The sequence below is a fragment of the Pseudoflavonifractor sp. MCC625 genome, assembly GCF_018784545.1.
In the GTDB taxonomy this organism is placed as follows: Bacteria; Bacillota; Clostridia; order Oscillospirales; family Oscillospiraceae; genus Pseudoflavonifractor_A; species Pseudoflavonifractor_A gallinarum.
The window spans coordinates 1-19,560 of the sequence record NZ_WQOJ01000005.1; the positions used below are offsets into that span (position 1 = coordinate 1).

Consider the following 19,560-nt stretch of genomic DNA (forward strand, 5'->3'; position numbering starts at 1 on the left):
ATTCTTGTAGCCTGCCGCTGATACCGTCTGGATTGGTTTTTCCTTTCTTTTTGTTCCCTTTAATTAGCCATGAACTGCTTAATGCCCTGTGATTTTGCCGCAGGGTTATCCGACCCGTAACCTTCCAGAAGGTTGATGACGCCCCATACCGCCAGACCGGCGCCAAGAGCCATGACCAGAATTTTGAGAATGTCGATTGCCTGATTGAAAAATTCCATATACGTTCCTCCATTTTGTTTGTTTGATGGTTTTGGGTACAAAAAAAGCCGCCCACATCGGCGGCGCTTCGGGTCATCATGGCCCGAAGTTACACAAACTCGTCGCTGTCCAGATCATCGAAGTTCAACAGGTCAGCTTCTTCGTCCGTGTCGGAGCCGTCCACTTCGTACACCGTGTATTCGTCCTCCGGCTTTAGTCTCAATGGCCGGTGGCGGAACAGGCTTTCCAAGCGGAAGGCGTTTTTCTTTTTATCAAATTCGGCTGTGTACTTGTAATTCGGGTGCTTTTTCAAGTCATACTTTGGGGATAGAAAAGGCGGGAGCCCCCGAAGCTGCAAGATACATTTATCCCCGGGCATGGTGGTGATCTCGCTGGTGGTCATCAGCTCCCGGCCAAGTCGCTGCATATTCTGGCTGTAACTTTCAGACTGTCCACGGCTTCGGCCCTCGGTCTGCATGGAGATGGTGGCCTTGCCCAGCCAGTTTTCCGAAATATCCTTTAGGGTGGAAGCCTCCCGGCCTCCGAGGAACACGATGCTGTCCATGTTTCCCATGATGGTTTCGGAATGGTCTTTGTACAATGCCTTGCACTGGCTCATAGCCTGATAAAAGAGCGTCAGGCTGATCTCCCGGGAGCGAATGACGGCCACAATCTTTTCCAGCCCCGGCACCTGCCCGGTGTTGGCAGCCTCGTCCCACAGCACCCGCACATGGTAGGGCAGACGCCCGCCATAGGTGTTGTCAGCCCGTTCACACAGAAGGTTGAACATCTGCGAGAAAGCAAGGGCAACCAAAAAGTTGTAGGTGGTGTCCGTGTCGCTGATAAGGAAGAACAGCGCCGATTTTTCGTCCCCCAGCTTATCAAGCTCCAGCTCGTCATAAGACATGATCTCCCGAAGCTGGGGAATATCAAAGGGAGCCAGTCTTGCACCGCAGGAAATCAAAATGCTTTTGGCTGTCTTGCCGCTGGCGAGCTTGTATTTCTTATACTGCCTCACGGCGAAGTGGTGGGGGCTGCGGCGTTCCAGCCCGTCAAACATATAGTCCACCGCATTTTTGAAGGTTTCGTCATCCTCCCGGACTTCCATGCTGTTTATCATTTCCACCAGCGTATTCATGTTGCGTTCTTCTTCCGGCCCCTCAAAGACGATGTAGGCCACAAGGGCGCAGTACAAGAGGGTTTCGGCTTTGGTCCAGAACTCGTCGCCCTCCTTGCCGTCGCCTTTGGTGTTGGCAATCAAGGCGGTAACGAATTTCAAAACATCGCTTTCCGTCTTGATATAGGCCAGCGGATTGTAGTGCATGGATTTTGAAAAGTCGATACTGTTGAACACCCGCACCCTGTATTTCTCCCGTTGCAGAAACCGCCCGCACTGGTCGAGGGTGCCGCCCTTCGGGTCTACCACCACATACGAGGAATGGGCTTGAAGGAGCTGCGGGGTCAGCCAGAACCTTGTCTTTCCCGAGCCGGACGAGCCGATGACACAGGCGTTTAGGTTCCGGGCATTGGCGGGTATCTTCGGACGGGTGTTCATGGTAAGGAACTCCGTCCCGGTCAGAATGACATTGTTCTGAAATTTTGGGTCAACAAACGGCTTTATATCCTCCTTTGTTCCAAAGCGGGCGGTGCCGTATTCCGCATCCCGCCGGAATTTTTTCGCCTGCCTGATCTTTGACTGTATCAGCAGATACACCCCAGCCGCACCGGCAAGGCCCACCAGCAGGTCAATACCTCCCAGCCCCGGCCAGTAGGTTTCAAAGGCTTTGGGGAAGGTATCGAGCATCCCCATGAGCTTTGTCCCGAAGTCTGTGCCGGGGGCGATCCGGTAGGCCGTCCCGATTTTGGAGAAGAACCAGAACACAAAGAGGTACGGCAGGTTTGGGAGTACATATTTTCTGATTTTGTCACTCAACGTCCGTCCTTCACCGCCTCTCTGGTTCGCTGCTTTTCCTTTGCCTGTGTCCTGATCTGCTCCGTGAATTTCCGAAGCTGGCCGAGGATGGAAGCCTTGTCCTGCTCTTTATTCAGCACCTTTGCGCTGTACTTCTGGAAGGCCGCCGTGATAGCGTCCGCCTGATTGGCTTTGAAAAACAGCAGGTAATGACCGGGGCTCACTTTATGGAAAGCGTAGTCCACATGGAACTCCTTCGCGATCCGGTCAAAATCCTTTGGAGCTCCCACATAGGGCATGGCACTTTTGCCGCCATAGTGGTTCATCAGCTTTTTCACGCTCTGGCGTCCCTGCGGGGTCAGCGCCTTCCGGTGGTGCTTTTGCAGCGCCCGAACCACCTTGCCAAGAGCGGCAGCCAGCACTTTTCCTGTGAGCTTCGTTGTCCTGATCGAAAGGGCAACCGTTTTTTGGTTTACTTCTTCCTGCATAAAACCTCCTTTCCGTCGGGGTTCCCGCTATCCGGGAGGCCCCCGTACAGTCTCGGGGAACAGAAAACCTCGGACCAATGTGGCCCAGGCTTACCGCTCGGCATCCCTGCCGGACGGAGCTTTCTTTTCCGGCTCCGTCTGGACTTTTTCGCCCTGTTCCCGCATGGTTTGCAAGATAGAGGGCTTCTTTTGAAGCTGGGAGGGCTTTTCGCTGGACAGCGGCTTGATACATTCCAAGCGGTCAGCCGCCCGGATGGCGTTGTCCGTGAGCTGCCTCTGCCATGCGCCCACGCTGGGAGCCCAGCGGAAACCGTTGCTTTTCAACTCGGCCCGGGTGTCCGCGTCAGGCTTTCCATCAAAGAATACCTGCAAGCGGTTGTCCTCCCGGTTCATCTCCACACGGCCCCCGTCGAACTCCCAGCCGGAAAACTCCCGCTGCGCCTGTTTGGAGAGCTGTTCGATACGCGTCTTTACCCGGCGGATCTCCGCATTGTTGTTGGTAAGCTGGTAGCTTTCAAAGGGCCTCGGGTCGCTCCGCCAGTTTGCCGCCATGCTTGCTTTCAGCTTTTCGATCTGGTCCGGCGACAGCAGCGCACAGCCATCCAGCTTGCCATGCTTGCGGTAATAGGCGTTGACCTCCTTCATAATGAGCTGGGAGCGTTCCAGCCCGTCCAGCTTCTTCTGGAGCTTTTCAATCGCTGCCGGGTCATCGGCGCTGATCCCGCCCATGCCGGTACTGCGTATCTTATCCAGCAGCCCTTGAATATACCGCCATTCCTCCATGTTGCTGTCCCGGGCCCGGTTCTGTTTTTCCTTCTTTCCCACCGGGAAATTGGCAGGTCCGGCAATCATCACAGAGGGAACCCTTGCGTCAATGGCAAAGCCCTGGTTCATGTTTTCGGCCAGCTTGCGGGCGTAGGTGTCTAACAGATGGTCGATCTTCTCATGGTACATGGGGTCCACCCGGGATTTCTGCTGTTCCGCTATGGCGGCGGCCTTGTCCACCATTGCCCGGTATTCCGCCGTTGCGCTCCCTTCCTTGTAGTCGGAAAAGCTGTTCATTTCCTTTGCCCGGCGGGCGGCTCCTTCATTGATAGGGTAATAGTTGATGGTATGCACCTCCTTCATGCTTCGGGCCATGCTGGCCCGAAGTCTTACCGTTCTTCATGGGAAGGCCCCGCCTTGTCCTTTTTCGGAGCGGGCGGGGCTTCTTGAAACCGTTTGAGTGCAGCGAGAATGGAGTGGACAGGCTCGGCCTTTTCAGGATAGGCAAATATCCGGTGTTCCGGCGGAATGTCCTGTGGCCCGTGGTAATACTCCTTGAAGCCCTCCGGGACTGCCGACACATACCCACCGGGAGCGAATACGCCGCCCTCGTTGATACGCACATCCCGTCCGTATGCTTCATAATCGAAGTAGTTCTGAATGTGCTCCGGTATGTCGATAGTCCCAAGCTCGTCGGCGTAAAGACGGCCCAGCCCTTCATCATCAGAAATATCCGGGTAAAAGCGGTAAAGGTCAAGGTTCTGCGTCAGATTTATCAAATCCTTCACGCTCCTTGTGTGGTTTCCCAAGACAAGAGCGGCTTCAAAGGTTTCCAGTCCGCCCTTATCCCATACTTCCAGCAGGGCGTGGCCCAGCTCGTTCAGCTCGTCGATGTTCTCACATTCGTAGAGATAATCGTAGAGCCCCAGCACATCACTGTCAAAGCTGGTAAAGAACACTTCGCTGTACCGTTTCCCGTCTATCCCGATTTTGGCAAGAGCGGCCTGCAACTCCTGTGTCGTCATGGGGAAATGTACCGTTGTCCCTACCTCGATCCCCATCAAGGGGTACAGGGCGGTGTTGGTTATATAGGCTTCAAACATGGGCTCATTCCTCCTTTCCGGCCCGGTCAGCCAGCACCTCATAGATCCCGGCCATAATGTAATCGGCGCAAGGGAGGGCAATCGCATTTCCCAGCGCCTTGTAGCGTTGCAGAGGCCGGATCTCCACGCCGTCCGCCCCGTACTTTGTCCAGCCCTCCGGCAGCCCCATCAGCCGTTCGCTTTCCGTTTCCGTCAGAAAACGGATACAGCCGCCCGCCGGGTCGCCCTCATACCAGAAGGCGAAGGGCGTCACGTCACTGGCTAAAAGAGTGGGAAAAGGGTCAGTTGGTAATCCGAAGCTGTTTCGGAAGGCCGTTTCTTCCTGCCTTTTTGCCGCTCCCCGCATACGGAAGCACTGAAAGGGGTGGATGACTGGTATCTGCCGCCCTGTTTCAAAAGAAGCTGTTCGATCTCCTTCGGCGGCGGCCCGCCCGCCCTCTCCGCAAGGCGGAGGAAGTGGGAGCATTGGACGGGGCTTAAATAGTATGTCTGCGGCACGTCTGCCTCCAAAATCCGCCACGACGAAAATCCGCTGCCTTCGTGCCAGCCTTCGGGAGCCTGCCCAATACTGGGCGTCCATGAGCCGCCAGCACACATCAGGCGTTCCCCCTCGCACCATTCCGGCGTTTCCCCATCTTCCCGAAGGAGGCATTGGAACTTCGGTGTCCGAGAAGGCGGATAGGACGGCTCTAAAGTCCATCCGGTCATTTGTAGAAAACGCTCCCATGACGTTTTCCCAAACAGCGATAGCTGGATATAGGTTATCAGTAGCATCCCTCATTTCCTGTATGATACGAAACGCCTGATAGAACAGGCTTGATTTTGCCCCGGCAAGGCCGGAGCGGTTGCCGATCAGAGAAAGGTTCTGACAGGGGGAACCGAAGGTAATTATATGGACAGGTGGGATTTTCCCGCCGTCCACCTTCGTAATATCCCCCAAATGCACCATGTCGGGAAAGTGCCTTTTGGTTATGGAGATGGGCGCTTTTTCAATCTCACTGGCCCATACCGGACGGATACCGCACCGGGAAGCAGCCAGAGGGAACACGCCAATCCCGTCGAAAAGGCTTCCCAGCTTAATGTCCGGCATGGCCCGGGGTGCCGTGTCCCTTCACGGCAAGCACCCCTTCCAGCGTTGTCGCCGCAATGCCCAGCCGTCCGGCAACCGCAATATCGTTTTTCACATCCTCATCCACAGCGCTGCCGCAGACGATCAGGGTGTGGGAGCGCCGCAGCATATCCCGGCGCATATCAATCCCGGCCTTGTGTTCCTCGGGAACGCTGTCATTCAAAAACAGCGGCAGATACAAGAGCGGGCAGATCGGGGAAAAGCCCGCCTCATAAGCAAGACGGCAGTAGTGGGCCGCCAGCTCCATATCAACATCCGGCTCGCCGCTCCATGCGGCGGTCAGGTACGCTAAAGGTCGTTTCATTGGTTGAGCCTCCATTTCTGTTTAGGTTTAGGGAAAAGCAAGAGTTCGCCCAACCCCTCCGCCCCTTCCCCCGGGAAGGGGAACAGCTCTGGAGAATTTATATCCCCGTCGCTTGACCGGGAAAAAGCATAACCGGGAGAAATCCGTCAAGGGTGCCTCCGGCACCGCCTGCGGCGGCGCTGCCCTTGACTGATTTTCCCGGCTATGCTACGGAATAACTGGCGACGGGGAATCATTTATATCTCCAGAGCTTCGGGACGCGGGGCAGAGCCCCGCAATCCTCGGGCCATGCTGACCCGAAGTTTGGGCTTACTTTTCCTGTTCGGTTTTCTTCTCCGGTTTTTCGTGTTCCTTCTGCTGGCCCTTCCAGTCGTCCAGCAGCTTGATGATCTGGTCCTTCATTTCCCTCGGCGTAGTTTCCTTGCCGAAATACTTGCTCAGTTCCGCACCTGTCAAAATCACTTTGTCTACCTCCTTTTTGTCCTCCATCATAATGCCGTCGATCACATCCCCGTTGAGCAGCTTCTTTTCGTCCAGCTCACGCATACGCTTTGCCTGCGCCTGCGAAGGAGAGGACTGCTGGCTGTCAATGGCGACGGCGATATAGTTCTGGTTCTTTTTGCTGACATAGGAAAGCTCCACCGCCGTAGTAAAGCCCAGCTTTTTTTCATCCATCAACTTCATCAAGTCGGGAACCAGTTCATTGAGCCGGATATACCGCTGCACCTGTTTGACGGCCATCTTATTGCGCTCGGCCACGATCTCGTTGGAGCGTTTGCCTGCGTCCTTCGGGTCAATCTGGCCCGAAGTGCGGGAGCCCTGGTGCTTGATGGCCTCAAGCTGCATTTTCAGAGCTTTGGCCCGCTCACTGGGGAGGATTTCTTCACGCTGGTTCAGATTGTCCTCCACCATCTGCGTGATGGCTTCATCGTCCGTCAGGTTGCGGACAATACAGGGCATATCCGCATATCCGGCAAGCTCGCTGGCCTTCTGGCGGCGGTGGCCGGACACGATCTCATAGCCGCCATCCTCACGGGGACGGACGATAGCGGGCTGGGTCACGCCCTTGTCCTTGACGCTGGACACCATAGCCCGCATTTCTTCATCATCCCGAACCTCAAAGGGATGGTTCTTGAAGGCGTGAAGCTCGTTCAGCTTGATATAGACGATCTGTTCCTTGCCCCGGCGTGGTGCATCCTTCGGTTTTTCGGGTCCTTTCGGAGCGGGAGCGGCCTGTACCGTTGGCGCCGTTTTTTTCTCCGGTTCTTTTTTGACCGTCTTTTCCGGTTTCTGTGCGGGGGCTTTGGACTTCGGGGCTGCGGCCTTGTCCTTATCTGCTTTCGGGGGACGGCCCCGGCGCTTCGGCTGTTCCGGCTCTTTGGGTTTTTCCTCTGCTTTTTTCGGAGTCTCCGGCTGCTTTTCCGGTTTCTCCACTTTTGCCGGGTCAGGCTTTTCCACGCCGGGAGTTGCCGCCCGTTCCTCGGCTTTCTTTTCCTTCATAATTTCAGCGAAGTTATAGACGGAAACCTGTGGGTTCTTTACCTCTGGTTCCGTCTTTTTTCCCGGCTCCGAGGAAACGGAAACCTTCTCCGGCTCTTTTGGGGGAGCGGGAGGCGTTTCCTTGCCCGGCCCGCTATCCGTTACTGGCTGTTCCGGCGTTTTTGTGGTTTTATCATCTGCCATAAGCATTTACCTCCTGTTTTTTGGCATGAAAAAAGGGGCTCAACTTTTCAGTCAAGCCCCCGTGGGAAGTTCCTCCTTTCTCCGCCATGATACAAAAATACCGCCCGTAGTCTCGTTTGGGCGGTACTTTGTGTAAGATTGGCAGTCCATTATTAAGGTTTTTATTATGTTCCCTTTGTACACCGTTGCAAAGTATTCTTGATACCTACTTGAATCTTCACGAAGAATTGAATCTCTATCTTCATGAAGACTTTTTGGATAAAGAACTAGATCTTGTAGCAGAAAAAATATTAACTAATAGGCTGCCTAACACCAAAATTGAACTGGTAAGCTTAGTCCTCTATAATGAAACAAAGCCAATTAAACTTATAAGTGAAGACGATATTAAATCTCAAATTGAAAAAATTATACAGGATAGATATGCTTCATTTGATAAGTCTAAAATAAGAATCGATGAAAATCCTATTTTAAATAGGATAACATACATAATATTTCCTATCTGGAAATTTGAAGAATTAGCTCAAGAGTTTCAAAAATTAATTTGAATCTTTATAAGAGGGGCCAAGATGAGTACAGAAACAGTAATAAGAGAGTGGCTAAAAATAGATTATTACTACATGGCCAAAAGGATTGGTTTTATTAATAAAAGTGTTTTTCCAAGCCACCAGTTGATTTTGAAGACAATTCGAACCATAGATTATGAAACCACTATGGTATCACCAGTAAATGTTAATAAAGTCATATCATTATTGGCTTTAATGTGGGAGCATATTGATAAGAAAAAGTATGATATTAAAGACTTTGTTATAAAAATATTGTCTAGAATTGGTTACCCTACTTCATCAATTATAGTCGATAGAGGATTTGATTTTAAAAAGAATCAATTCTCAATAACTAATAGCGTTTTAGATAAATATATAGTAACTCTTTTACAGAGCAGAAATGAAGTGTTTGTAGGAAATAAATCTTTTTTGTTGACTAGGTTTCAAAAACAACTATGGGATATGCTTGAACTCCACAAATCAATTGGCATTTCTGCTCCAACGTCAGCGGGAAAGTCTTTTGTGATTCTCATTAAAACCATTGAACAAATGTATCGTCAAGCATTAGATGTAATATATATTGTCCCTACTTTGAGTTTATTAAATCAGGTTACTGAAGATTATAATAACATGTTGTTACAGGTCGGTATAGATGATTATTTAATAACAAATAATCTTTCTATTGGTGAATCAAACGCAAAGCATACAATTTATATTTGGACACAGGAAAAAGCAATTTCTGCACTTTCAGCAGATAATTTTGAAGGATTACCCAATAAAACAATTCTTGTTGTGGATGAAGTTCAAAACATAGAACGTATATCAGAGGACAGTGATGTGCGTTCTAAAGTACTCTTTGACACACTGCAAGAATTACGTCATACAGATCATGTTGAGCAAGTAATTATCTCTGGACCACGCATCAACCATATTGCAGAACTTGGGATGTCTCTGTTTGGAATTGAAACTCAAGAAATAGCAACATCAAGCAGTCCTGTTTTAAACCTAACATACAGCATAAAAAAAGAAAAATCTAAATTCTATTTCAAGCAATATTGTGGATTGTTTGAAGTCCCATATGAGGAAATTATTGAAAATCCAGAGCTAATTGCAGGATATGGTACATCGACAATTTCTTTGGAATACACAAACTATCTTTGCTCTATTGTAAAAAAACTGCAAGGGGATCAAAATATAATATTTGCTCCCACTAGCTCTACAGCAAGGAATATAGCTATTGCATTGTCTGATAGTGAGGAAATTTGTGCTGACAACACGATTATAGAATTAATTGATTACTATAAAAAAAGCGTAAATGAAAACTATTCACTGTGCAAGACGTTAAAAACTTGCACTGCGTATCACCATGGGAAAATGCCTGTGCATGTGCGCAGAACACTTGAAAAAGCAATTAAGCAAAAATACATTTCAAACATTGTTTGTACGACGACTCTGATGCAAGGTGTTAACATGCCCGCTCAAAATATAATTATTCGCAATCCTCATTTATACACACGGCACCACGAAAATGAAGCTGAGTTGACAAGTTATGATGTAGCCAATCTACGGGGACGAGCAGGCCGGTTGCTTAAAGATTTTATAGGGCGAACGATTATACTTAAAATTTTCTTTGCGCTTATCATTGGGTTTGAGGATATTGATCATTTTTTGCATGGTATCCATAGTACTCTCCGGTAGATTCCATCCACCAAGTTCAAATACTCCGCATAACCGATTACCTCGCAAATGAACCCAATATAAATATACAGACTCTGTTCCCCAAGAACTCTTTTTATCAGAAAGAGGAGGGAGATTCTGATTCATAGCTGCTGTGTGAAATATAAAATAGCTTTCAGAACTGCGGTCTACCATAAAATCGATTTTTCCCTCAGCTGCAATTTCTGAAAGAGTGGATCGAATACTGTTCGTAAATTGAGAATGGCCGTCTGTCCGATGTTCAAATATCAGATCCAGCGCTTTCTTGTGCCTTGCATATATTTTGTTGCATACTTCAATCAGTTTCTGGTCTTCCACGATGTCTCTCCTTATCATGTCAAGATAATTTCTGATCATCAGTTCTACATCGGATTGCAATTCTAACTCGTCTTTCTGTTGGCCGAGAATTTCTGCAATAGAAGAATAAGTGAGGACATCCCAATTTTTTACATCGCTGGGATCATCACCGTCCGGAGTTAGGAAAATGAGCATCTTACGATATCCTGGATAATCCGCTTCCAGTATCGTTCGATACCGGTTAAGCTGGTCACTATGCTCATGGGCCCCAATTTTATTTTCAATTGCAATCAAAAATTTGTCTTGATCTGAAATCAGAAAGATATCGATGTTTTTCCACTCTCTGTATACTGTAAAGCTGTAAAAATCCAGAAGGAGGGTTTGGAAAATATCGTACCGACCATCTGTATCGTTTACAACCATTTCTTGCACAACGGCTTTGAGAAATGCGTCCCCCATGCCGTGATTCTCATTGGGGTTTAACAGCCATCCCAACATATTGCTGTGGCGTATTTCTGTTTTAGAAATTTTCAGGACATCAAACAGGTTGAAATGGCCTGTCCACGGCTGTAGTTCGTTTAAACAATCAATGTCCAGTAAAAAATCTTGCAAAGCCTCTTCATCTGAGAGGTTAACATCTTTAAATTCCATTTTGCGCTCCCTGTCAAATATGTTTATCCCTCAGGAAATAGTGTTCTGCACGGAACGGCTCCAGAAGAGGCATGTTCTTTTTAGACAGATTGAGCCCCCACTCGGGTTTGCTTGTTTGTCCGGGTTTTCCATAGTTTCGCTCAACGAGGAGTGCGTTTGGCACAGTCCATGCCGTGGATGGAACCACATAGCAATCGGGCAAATTACCATCCGCAAATAGCAGCAAGAACACCAACCTTGTCGGTCTAATCTCCATCTTATCTTTTGGAATGAAGACATATCCCCAGTTGCGGATAGACTTTACCTGAATTTCGTAATAGTTACCGTCCACAGGATTTTTTGCGACAAAGTCTACACCGTGGTCATCCACTTCAGAGGTATACACATCATACCCATAAGAAGAGAACTCCATTTTTGCGTAGTACTCCGCATAGCATCCTAATTGAAGATGAGAAAGTTCAGACCAATTCGTATTTGGCATTTCAAACCTCCACTACTTCTTTTAGTATAATTCTTCTCTCAAAACCACCACGCTCGGCGGCTTTCTTTTTACGTACCGTTTCCAACTCTTCCATTGTCCAGCCGCGGGCCTTCACAACGGCTTGCATAACTTCCAAAAGATCAGCCAATTCTTCCAAGGATTTGCTCTCCTGATACTCCGCCAATTCCTCGTTCAATTTCTTATCCAATAGGGATATGTAGTCCTCATGTGATAAGGTTTCACAAATGCAGGCCTTTCCACTTGCTTCAATGATCTCCGGAATACGGTCACGGACAAGTTTATGATATTGCTTGGCCTTTTTATCTTTCTGGCGATGCGCCATATAGTTCCAAATTGAGTAATCCAGAAGTCGCACAGTCAAATTGGGATACTTCCCTTTGAGAAGTTCCACCGCATCTTCAAGCGCATCCCGCGCTTGCTGAATGGAATAATCATTACCCGTGTGCTCTTTTAGAAACCGCAGCACGTGGCGATCAGGTTTGGCTTGTGAATCATCTCCGGAAAGCATACAGAAATACCGAAGGGACAACCCACTTTGCTGTCCTGGGATCCGCAATATTTCTTGTTCCGCTTCAATGGGAATCCCTTTTGAAGTGATATCAGCCAGTGTTTCAATCCCATACTTTTGCAGTATCCTGGCAAATCGAAGTACTGCATCGGCCTTGAGGATTCCGCTACGAGACGATGTGCGCTGGTGGTTTTTGAAAATGATATCAGCGCTTTTCTCAATGCCGATTGATTCAATATACTCAATCATTTGCGAGACGGTGTGGGTGTCACCGCAGGGATCTTGTTCCGTGTTATATTCCCGAAGTCCGTAATAAGTACAATAACTTTTCACAACGTTCTGCGTACTTGTATACTTCACTCCAATGGAGAATACGGCATCTATAATGCAGTAGGGAAGCGAATCATAATAATATGACGGACTCAGCGATGCGGACGCAAGATCCAATATAGATTCGCACGCGGCGCATAGAGAATCGACTTTCATATTTCATTTCTCCCCTTTTAAAAGGCCTGTTTCAGCTTGTTTAAGATTTCCTCATCCGCTGGGCAAAACGCATACCGATCAATCTCATCTACTGTGATCCAACGGATGTCGTTATGCTCCAGTTTCTGGGGGACACCTTCCCGGATAGTAGCATGGAACAGTGTCAAATGAACCGTAAGATCAGGGTATTCGTGAACCACATCCATGAACACCTCGCCCACATCCAGCGTGACGGCCAGTTCCTCCTGACATTCCCGGATAAGTGCCTGTTCCTTGGTTTCGCCTGGCTCTACTTTCCCACCAACAAACTCCCACAGCAGCCCTCTGGCCTTGTGGGCTGGGCGCTGGCAAATCATAAACTTATCCTGATCCCAAATCAGGGCTGCAACTACTTCTACAATACTTTCTCTCATCGTTTCTCTCCACATATCGTATGCAAACCGCACTACATTTTATCAAATCGCAGAAACTCATTTTGTATCTGCCTGAACACCGCATTGGGGCGTCTGGAGAAATCGGAAATCGTATATTTAGCAAAAATCTGTTTGCCTTTGGATATTAAGATGTTCCCATCTTCAAAAACGATCGTAAAATTGCCAAAATTAAATCCGAGGTTGTTATCCACATCATTGATTGTCGTATCATTGACTGCTCGTTTCAACTCCGAATAGAGCCGGTATTCTTCTTCGGAACGGATCCAAAGTTCCGGCATTTCTGCACTGTGCTCAAGCAAAAAGCGATTGGTAAAGCTTCTCACAAAGCCCATTTCTTTTGCCACAATCGGCTTGCTCAGCCGTTTCCATTCTTTAACCTCAAAACGGTAGTAGCGTTTAGTTTCCGTCCCGGGGCGGGGCTTGATTTCTGTAATTTCCCCTCTGCTCAAAGGAATGCACTTGGTCACTTCGCCGTAATACCGAACCCCTGCTTCAGATCTGAAAAGCGCCTTACTTTGATAGAGTGCAATGTAACGGACAGGGAAATCGCTATCTTTCAATCGTTCTGCCGGAATGTGATAAAAGCGATACTTTAGGCAAGCATCAAGTTGCTGCCTCTTAGAGAGTGTTCCAATCAGCACATCGCGTTCAGACCAATCCACCTTTGCCAGTTTGCTTTCGATTCCTCTGGGCAGGGTCGTTCTCTCAAAGGCAGAAGTCGGCGAGTCCGCAATCAGTTGATCCAGCATTTCCGTGACCATGGTAGTTGCGGAGGGCAAAAACGGAAGCCCGCCGATGTTTACCTTATCAATACTCTCGAAAAAACGATGGCTGCGATACTCGTCTTCATTACTGTATGGGAAGAGCACATATGCGCCGAACATCGTCCGCTCAAACGGGGATACACCGTTTCGATATACGATGGCGTCTCGGTATCGATGCATGGTGTTAATATCCCCGATTTCCGGCCCAGGCGTATGTCCGACAGAGGCATAATAGTCCGTTCCCGGAAGTGCGGGGTTAATGCGATACTTTGCGTCGAATACATATTCGTACTGGACGTCCGCACCCTTCTTTTCCAGCGTCAGAACGTTATCAGGCTTTTGCGTAATCGTAGGGACATCAATCTCTTTGGGGTTATAGGAAAGGGTAATCACCTCTTGTGTGGCTCGGTTCCTATACCGCATACGGGACGATTTTCCCTTTACCAGAGAGACATAGATGCCGTTACCTTCAATCTTGACAATATCCTGTGAGATAAGGTCATATTTACTGCTGTTTCGCATCAAACTATTGAGTTTGATAAAGCACCAATACTCATAGAGAAGGGCCAAATCTTTGACGGAAATATGGAATACATCCCCTGTGACTGAGAGCCCTCTCAGCAGCATCAGATAGTACTTGTACAGTTCTCGATAGCCGGGAGCCATGGAAAATACCAACGACATGCCGGAGGATGCTTCGCGCGCATTTACATTGGCCAGAAAGCCACTGTTACATCGCCGCGTAATCCCCTGGATCATACCGTCAATTTTGGATATAAGGGCTGTGTCACTTTCGCGTTGCAACCGCATATAATTCTGCTTAAACCCGATAAGTTTTTTTGCTGTGGACTGGAGAACATATTTTGTGAGCCGGTTTTCTTTTGTGTCATAGTTCACCCGCTTATTTACAGCCAAAGCCTTATCAACAGCAAACCAGTTACCCAAACGAGCAACATGAGCCGGGTGCTTTTCAATCCAGCGGACGGTACGGATATCAGTCGATTTGATTTTATGGCTGGGAAGTACCTCATGAATCGTTTCCAATTCATGGTGCGGCTGCTGCAAAATCATATCGGCAGCCCGGATAAAATCCTCGTAGATTTTACTGACTACAGCCAAAAACTCTACGGGGCTATTTCCGACTCTGTCATTTTGTCGGTATCCGAGGTAAGTCTTTTTAAGCAGGTCAAAAATGACATTATAGACTTCAGCTGTAACGTCGGCAACGATTGCTTTGTAATCATTTTTATAGCTGATTTTAGAAGGAAAAACTTCTATTACAAGGCGCAGATAATCGGTTCCGTTCACCCGAACAATCAGGTCGGACATACCGATTTCATTCCCGAAATTGATCACACCGGATAAGATTTTTTCACTTCGCCCTACCGACGTGACTTTGTTGCGCACATTATAGTTTTCGTGCCAGAACTCAACTGGGGAACCACCGAAAGATTCAATCACAATTTCATAGCGCTGTTGTTCGTAGAAGAGCGGAACTGTCCTATATTCACCCAAACAAGCGGTGCCAATAACCTGCTTTGAAACAAGCTCGGCATCTCCTTTCAGGTTGATTTCATAAGACTCATCACAGAACACCTTGAGAAAGGACTCTTTCTCAAGGTGCTCCGCGCCCTGATTGTGTGGATGCGAGGCCGGTCCCTTTATGGTTACACTTACCTTATCCGTTTGGATGTATACCAGTTCATCAGAGCCAGTATGAAGTGAAGCCATCCTCTTCAAATCTCCTTATCATGAGTTCAATCTTTTCTGCGCTGTGTCGATACTTAATTTTTCTATTCGTATCACGCAATGCTTTGGACATTTTATCGCTGACGTTGTCATTCTGTACCTGATACCCATCGTAGTCTCCGGCACAGAGTTTGAACAACTCGCACAACATGGTTTTTACGGAAAGGCTGCTGCCCTGAATACGAGGAAGGATCTTCTGCATCAGCTCATTATCCATGGCCTGCTCTTCCGGCAATAAGTCATATTTTTTGTTGTTTAGCAAATAGAAGACAATTTCGTCACGCACTCGGTACCCCACATGGGCATTTGCTTGTTGAAGAATTTTATTAATCTTCTGAAGTTCAAGGCAATAGCCGCTTACAGATTCACTTTCCTCAGAGCATTGGCTCAATAGCAAAAACTCTGTTTTGAGAAATGAGTTATTCAAGCTTAATGCCTGGGATGAATTTTGGGGAACCGTTTCAAAATTCGGCATAAGGTCAACGAAAGAAAACTCAATCGTGTTGGCACGATCTAAAACCTTTCGGCTAAAGGGGAAAGTCGTTTCGTCCATATTGACAGTGCCGATAATATAGAGATTTTCCGGAAGCAAGACTGTACCGTAACGCCCGGCTGCAGCGGTGTCGGCACCGTAATATGTATGATCGATGAGCGGGGAAGACTGTATCCTCCCATCCTTAAAATCCCTGGTTTCAATGACAGACAAAATATCGCTGAGATAGTATTCTACACGGGCCAAATTCATCTCATCTAAACAGAGAAAGTACGGATAGTTGCTGTCGAGTTCAGCTTTCTTTACGAAATCAATAATTGCGCCCGGAACAAATTTCCCGTTCAGATCCACATGCCCAAAAAGATCAGAAGAATCCGACCAGTCTGGACGAACAGGTACCATCTTGTATCTACCGTTTTCTGAGGTTGCTCCTACCGCTTCCGCAAACAATTTAACCAATCGAGTCTTACCGGTTCCCGATGTGCCGGCAAGGATCACAAACGGCTTAGATTTGAGGCTGAGATAAAAGTTTTCAATTAGTCCATCTTCGTAGCAAAAGTCCTTTTGCAAAATATAATTATTGATAGATGAGATAATCTCTTTTGTTTCCATTTCATTTTCCCCAGTTGTGCGAATTAATTGCCAAAGCTTCTCCAATTCATCAACGTAATAATTCTTAATAGAAATCCCAGAACCTTGTGGATTCCATTTTTGGTTTGGAAAGTGTTCTGCCAACTGGTCAATCTTCAAAAAATGCTCGTTATCAATATCTACAACCAGATCAAATTCTACTCCAATACGATTGATCAGCTGACCATTGGAGGCTTTAGTGGGATCCCAATGTTCACTTTGATAGCTCTCTGTTGTGGCGTAGCCAGATGCTATAATTCCGTTATTTTTTGTTCCTAACATTGCTAAGAACACACGGTCTCCAATTTTTACATGCGTATTCACACAGGACCATTCATTGACATACTTTTTCCCTGTATGAGTTAAGAAAATAGCCTCTCTATAGTCCTTCCATTCCCAATTTGAGGGGTTCCAAGTCAAAAGCCAAGCGCGAGGGGAAGCATCAGATTCTTCCAGGTCTTGCCCGAAATATAGATTTGTATACTCTCTATATATATCCATCATATTGGACAGATCTTTGCGAAAAATTTCTTCAGAAGGCAAATTTTGCTTTTGATATTTTTTATAAAAAATAGTGCCTTTTTGATACATTTCCGCAAGTTCGGTAAGATCGTCACCCAAATTAATATTTTCATCAATGAAAAATCCTCGCGAATCAATTTGAGATCTAATCTTTTGGGCATTTTCTCGCATAACCCTAATTGCATCACGCTTACTTAATGTTTTTCGTAGGTCTGTACATCCTTGATTAAATGTAAGGTAAAGCGTATTACAATCTTTTGAAAAGAGATAGACTATATAGATTCCCTTAGTGGCAGATGTCGTAATATTTCGATCAAAAATACATATCCATGGAATCGTTGCCCAATTGCCTTGCCCAACACTACCACTCACAAGGTAAGTAGAAGGATCCACCAAATTTGTTTGATAGATCAAATTTGGAACTTCATTTCGCATATAATTACCGATTCCGTGTCCGGAAAAGGGCTCATTTTTCGCATGAATGTATTCGTTTAATATTTTGGATGCAATGTCTCTTATTTGACCATTAGTAACAGTAAGTCTCGAAAAATAAAATTCAATTTTACGATCTATTAGACTGGTAATCGTAGCAATATCGCTTTCTTGTAATTCCTCCTGTAATTTTGAATTTAAGGCAAAATAATCTTTCCCGTTAATTTTCTTCTGAACAATAAATCCTTTTTTATTAATTGCAGCAAATGGATTGCGAAGTATTAGGCCATAAACACTTTCAATAGAACTACTTTCAATATTTGTAATAACATTATCGGCATCAATGTCTGCTAACTGTCCGGCCATTTTCCGAGCAATATAAAAACTCCGGAATGCTTGCGATAATGTGTCAGCGGGAACTTGCGCACTCTTTTTTAACAGCATAAAGAAACACTTATAAAAAACTAATTTATAAGAACGTTGGTAGCCGACAAGATCTCGTTCCCCGCCTATGTATTTGAAGAAATCTTCTTTTTCTTTCACTTGGAGTTTGTCCTTAGGATAACAACGAAATTCAAGAGTTTCAGGCCCTATCGGATAAACCTCTATATATTCCTTATCATCATCAGGAATCCTGATAGTCTTCTGTCCTGATGCCCTAAGATTAGAGATTAAAGTTGCACTATGATAAAAGAGCTCATTTAACTTTTGACATATTGCGCTACCAGATGAATAGCGTATTTGTACTACTTCTCGGTTGGTTACCCCTTCACTAAAACCAACATTCGTAAGTGTTGCTTTGTAGTTTGAGTCTTCTATTTGAATCCAAATAGAATGTTTTTCCCCTTTATTAAGAATAATTCCAATACTCGATAAAAGTTTACTTTGAATATCTTTTGGTATAGCGGCACCTGAAGTTAGTAAGGACAGATCTACAACTTTTTTAAAAAGTAATTCTTTCATATTTTTCTCCAAGACCCCTTTATAATTTTCTTAAAAGGTTCTATCTGGCCTCAATGAAAGCGAGTCATTGTTTTGTGAACAATGTCAGCAATTATGCTTGAATCGGCAATGTAAGTTTTCTATCAATCAATAATTTCCTGCGGTTGTTGTATAAAATAGCCATTTCCATTTGGCCGACAGAATACATTATTGACATAATTATACTATTTGCCTTGAAAAATGACAAGGATAGTTCATATTCAATTGTGAATTAATCCTTACGGTGTATAATATAATCTACAATATTAAATTAAATGTTTTTGCGAAAGATGGAAATCATCATGTATACATTTGCAATAAACAACAAGACAATATCTGTTTATTCATGTGCTGAATTGGGAGCTCCAGTGATTTACCTCAACGCATGTTCTAGCGAAGGTCAGAGGGTGTATGAGATCGCAAAGGGCGTTAGTTGCCCACCGTTCACATTGGTGGCGATAAATAATCTGGACTGGAACCACGACATGGCACCTTGGGACAGCCCACCTGCTTTCAAAAATGCCGAACCCTGCACTGGTGGTGCGGACGACTATCTGCGGCTCCTGACCGAAGAGATTATCCCAACGGCAGAGAAGAAGATTACTGGCGTGCCGTTTTGGCGTGGGATCGTCGGGTATTCTCTTGCTGGGCTGTTTGCCTTGTATGCCATCCACAAGACAGATCTATTTTCCCGTGTAGGGAGCATGTCCGGTTCTCTCTGGTTTCCTGGAATAAAGGAGTACATTTTCTCCCATGAGCCAAAGCGTTTGCCGGACTACATGTACTTTTCTCTGGGTGACAAAGAGAATAAAACTCGAAACCCACTTCTGAGAAATGTCAGGCAGAACACAGAAGAGATTCATGCTTTCTATCAAAGCAAGGGGATTGATACGGTATTCCAACTGAATCTGGGCAATCACTACAATCGTGCTACGGAGCGTACAGCTACAGGCCTTTGTTGGCTCCTGAGCAGGTGAGTTAGGCCCTCCTCCCGCCAGGCTGTATTCTTTGTTTAGGCGTGCTAAAAACTGATACGCCTGAGGGGCAGGAATGACTTGCTATCAGGCTTCGCCAGAGGTACAATACCTTAAGCCTCGAACATGAAAAAGAGCCCTTCTGGACAGGCGGCGGCAGCGGATGCCTCGCCTGGTCAAGAAGGGCTCTTTGACCACATGTTTGACCACAGACAGCGCCGGAACACTCGGAAACAGTGGAATTAAGAGCGGCAAAGAGTGAGCGGAATGTAGCGGAAATGGTTAAAAACCATTAGA

16 protein-coding genes and 1 pseudogene are annotated in these 19,560 nt (G+C 46.6%); 3 read left to right on the forward strand and 14 right to left on the reverse strand.

The genetic code is table 11. The features are described from left to right. Positions 1-59 precede the first annotated feature (59 nt). From GPK94_RS00435 to GPK94_RS00470, 8 genes are all read right to left on the reverse strand, one after another. The gene (locus tag GPK94_RS00435) at positions 60-218 is read right to left on the reverse strand and encodes a Maff2 family protein (protein WP_003500126.1); all 159 of its coding nucleotides are present in this window, start codon (positions 216-218) and stop codon (positions 60-62) included. An 89-nt stretch (positions 219-307) separates the two neighbouring features. Beyond that, a complete protein-coding gene (locus GPK94_RS00440) occupies positions 308-2,131 on the reverse strand; it encodes a type IV secretory system conjugative DNA transfer family protein (protein WP_215653864.1) in 1,824 nt (607 codons plus the stop codon). Continuing rightward, positions 2,128-2,598 (reverse strand): PcfB family protein, encoded by a 471-nt coding sequence (locus GPK94_RS00445; RefSeq protein WP_012741698.1) that lies wholly within the window; start codon positions 2,596-2,598, stop codon positions 2,128-2,130. The genes GPK94_RS00440 and GPK94_RS00445 overlap by 4 nt, the downstream gene beginning before the upstream one ends. Before the next feature lie 90 nt (positions 2,599-2,688). Next, complete coding sequence (locus GPK94_RS00450) at positions 2,689-3,738, reverse strand: hypothetical protein (protein WP_215653866.1); 1,050 nt, start codon at positions 3,736-3,738, stop codon at positions 2,689-2,691. Between the two features lie 14 nt (positions 3,739-3,752). Continuing rightward, positions 3,753-4,466, reverse strand: coding sequence for an antirestriction protein ArdA (locus GPK94_RS00455; RefSeq protein ID WP_215652076.1), 714 nt, complete (start codon positions 4,464-4,466; stop codon positions 3,753-3,755). Between the two features lie 4 nt (positions 4,467-4,470). Next, positions 4,471-5,556 carry a DNA cytosine methyltransferase gene (locus GPK94_RS00460; RefSeq protein WP_215653868.1) on the reverse strand — a complete coding sequence of 362 codons (1,086 nt, stop codon included), beginning with the start codon at positions 5,554-5,556 and terminating at the stop codon, positions 4,471-4,473. Further along, positions 5,543-5,899, reverse strand: coding sequence for a hypothetical protein (locus GPK94_RS00465; protein ID WP_003500157.1), 357 nt, complete (start codon positions 5,897-5,899; stop codon positions 5,543-5,545). The genes GPK94_RS00460 and GPK94_RS00465 overlap by 14 nt, the downstream gene beginning before the upstream one ends. Positions 5,900-6,208: 309 nt before the next feature. Further along, positions 6,209-7,588 carry a ParB/RepB/Spo0J family partition protein gene (locus GPK94_RS00470; RefSeq protein ID WP_215653869.1) on the reverse strand — a complete coding sequence of 460 codons (1,380 nt, stop codon included), beginning with the start codon at positions 7,586-7,588 and terminating at the stop codon, positions 6,209-6,211. A 248-nt stretch (positions 7,589-7,836) separates the two neighbouring features. Between GPK94_RS00470 and GPK94_RS00475 the strand changes: the two genes are divergently transcribed. Together GPK94_RS00475 and GPK94_RS16240 are read left to right on the forward strand one after the other, a co-directional pair. Then, positions 7,837-8,127 carry a hypothetical protein gene (locus tag GPK94_RS00475; RefSeq protein ID WP_215653871.1) on the forward strand — a complete coding sequence of 97 codons (291 nt, stop codon included), beginning with the start codon at positions 7,837-7,839 and terminating at the stop codon, positions 8,125-8,127. Positions 8,128-8,148: 21 nt separating this feature from the next. Continuing rightward, positions 8,149-9,822, forward strand: a complete 1,674-nt coding sequence (locus GPK94_RS16240) for a DEAD/DEAH box helicase (protein WP_215653873.1) — start codon at positions 8,149-8,151, stop codon at positions 9,820-9,822. Positions 9,823-10,128: 306 nt separating this feature from the next. Here GPK94_RS16240 and GPK94_RS16245 read toward each other — a convergent pair. The 6 genes and pseudogenes from GPK94_RS16245 to GPK94_RS15920 form a co-directional block, all read right to left on the reverse strand. Further along, positions 10,129-10,788 (reverse strand): annotated as a pseudogene (locus GPK94_RS16245) (PD-(D/E)XK nuclease family protein); the annotation flags it as partial. 13 nt (positions 10,789-10,801) lie between these two features. Further along, complete coding sequence (locus tag GPK94_RS00485) at positions 10,802-11,269, reverse strand: DUF4365 domain-containing protein (RefSeq protein WP_215653875.1); 468 nt, start codon at positions 11,267-11,269, stop codon at positions 10,802-10,804. A gap of 1 nt (position 11,270) precedes the next feature. Further along, positions 11,271-12,284: a nucleoside triphosphate pyrophosphohydrolase gene (locus GPK94_RS16385; RefSeq protein ID WP_346727961.1), complete on the reverse strand. Its 1,014-nt coding sequence runs from the start codon at positions 12,282-12,284 to the stop codon at positions 11,271-11,273. 17 nt (positions 12,285-12,301) lie between these two features. After that, positions 12,302-12,685 carry a (deoxy)nucleoside triphosphate pyrophosphohydrolase gene (locus GPK94_RS00495; protein ID WP_215654149.1) on the reverse strand — a complete coding sequence of 128 codons (384 nt, stop codon included), beginning with the start codon at positions 12,683-12,685 and terminating at the stop codon, positions 12,302-12,304. A 44-nt stretch (positions 12,686-12,729) separates the two neighbouring features. Next, entirely contained in the window at positions 12,730-15,213 is a 2,484-nt protein-coding gene (locus GPK94_RS00500; RefSeq protein WP_215653877.1) for a restriction endonuclease-like protein, read from the reverse strand. Beyond that, the gene (locus GPK94_RS15920) at positions 15,188-18,271 is read right to left on the reverse strand and encodes a DUF3578 domain-containing protein (RefSeq protein ID WP_252192470.1); all 3,084 of its coding nucleotides are present in this window, start codon (positions 18,269-18,271) and stop codon (positions 15,188-15,190) included. The genes GPK94_RS00500 and GPK94_RS15920 overlap by 26 nt, the downstream gene beginning before the upstream one ends. 320 nt (positions 18,272-18,591) lie before the next feature. Between GPK94_RS15920 and GPK94_RS00510 the strand changes: the two genes are divergently transcribed. Continuing rightward, positions 18,592-19,266: an alpha/beta hydrolase-fold protein gene (locus GPK94_RS00510; RefSeq protein WP_215653878.1), complete on the forward strand. Its 675-nt coding sequence runs from the start codon at positions 18,592-18,594 to the stop codon at positions 19,264-19,266. The last annotated feature ends 294 nt before the right edge of the window (positions 19,267-19,560 follow it).

Excerpts from the sequence above, each read along its gene's own strand:
- GPK94_RS00435 (WP_003500126.1), bottom strand. The coding sequence starts at position 218 with ATGGAATTTTTCAATCAGGCAATCGACATTCTCAAAATTCTGGTCATG.
- GPK94_RS00445 (WP_012741698.1), bottom strand. The coding sequence starts at position 2,598 with ATGCAGGAAGAAGTAAACCAAAAAACGGTTGCCCTTTCGATCAGGACA.
- GPK94_RS00450 (WP_215653866.1), bottom strand. The coding sequence starts at position 3,738 with ATGGCCCGAAGCATGAAGGAGGTGCATACCATCAACTATTACCCTATC.
- GPK94_RS00455 (WP_215652076.1), bottom strand. The coding sequence starts at position 4,466 with ATGTTTGAAGCCTATATAACCAACACCGCCCTGTACCCCTTGATGGGG.
- GPK94_RS00460 (WP_215653868.1), bottom strand. The coding sequence starts at position 5,556 with ATGCCGGACATTAAGCTGGGAAGCCTTTTCGACGGGATTGGCGTGTTC.
- GPK94_RS00465 (WP_003500157.1), bottom strand. The coding sequence starts at position 5,899 with ATGAAACGACCTTTAGCGTACCTGACCGCCGCATGGAGCGGCGAGCCG.
- GPK94_RS00470 (WP_215653869.1), bottom strand. The coding sequence starts at position 7,588 with ATGCTTATGGCAGATGATAAAACCACAAAAACGCCGGAACAGCCAGTA.
- GPK94_RS16240 (WP_215653873.1), top strand. The coding sequence starts at position 8,149 with ATGAGTACAGAAACAGTAATAAGAGAGTGGCTAAAAATAGATTATTAC.
- GPK94_RS00485 (WP_215653875.1), bottom strand. The coding sequence starts at position 11,269 with ATGCCAAATACGAATTGGTCTGAACTTTCTCATCTTCAATTAGGATGC.
- GPK94_RS16385 (WP_346727961.1), bottom strand. The coding sequence starts at position 12,284 with ATGAAAGTCGATTCTCTATGCGCCGCGTGCGAATCTATATTGGATCTT.
- GPK94_RS00500 (WP_215653877.1), bottom strand. The coding sequence starts at position 15,213 with ATGGCTTCACTTCATACTGGCTCTGATGAACTGGTATACATCCAAACG.
- GPK94_RS15920 (WP_252192470.1), bottom strand. The coding sequence starts at position 18,271 with ATGAAAGAATTACTTTTTAAAAAAGTTGTAGATCTGTCCTTACTAACT.
- GPK94_RS00510 (WP_215653878.1), top strand. The coding sequence starts at position 18,592 with ATGTATACATTTGCAATAAACAACAAGACAATATCTGTTTATTCATGT.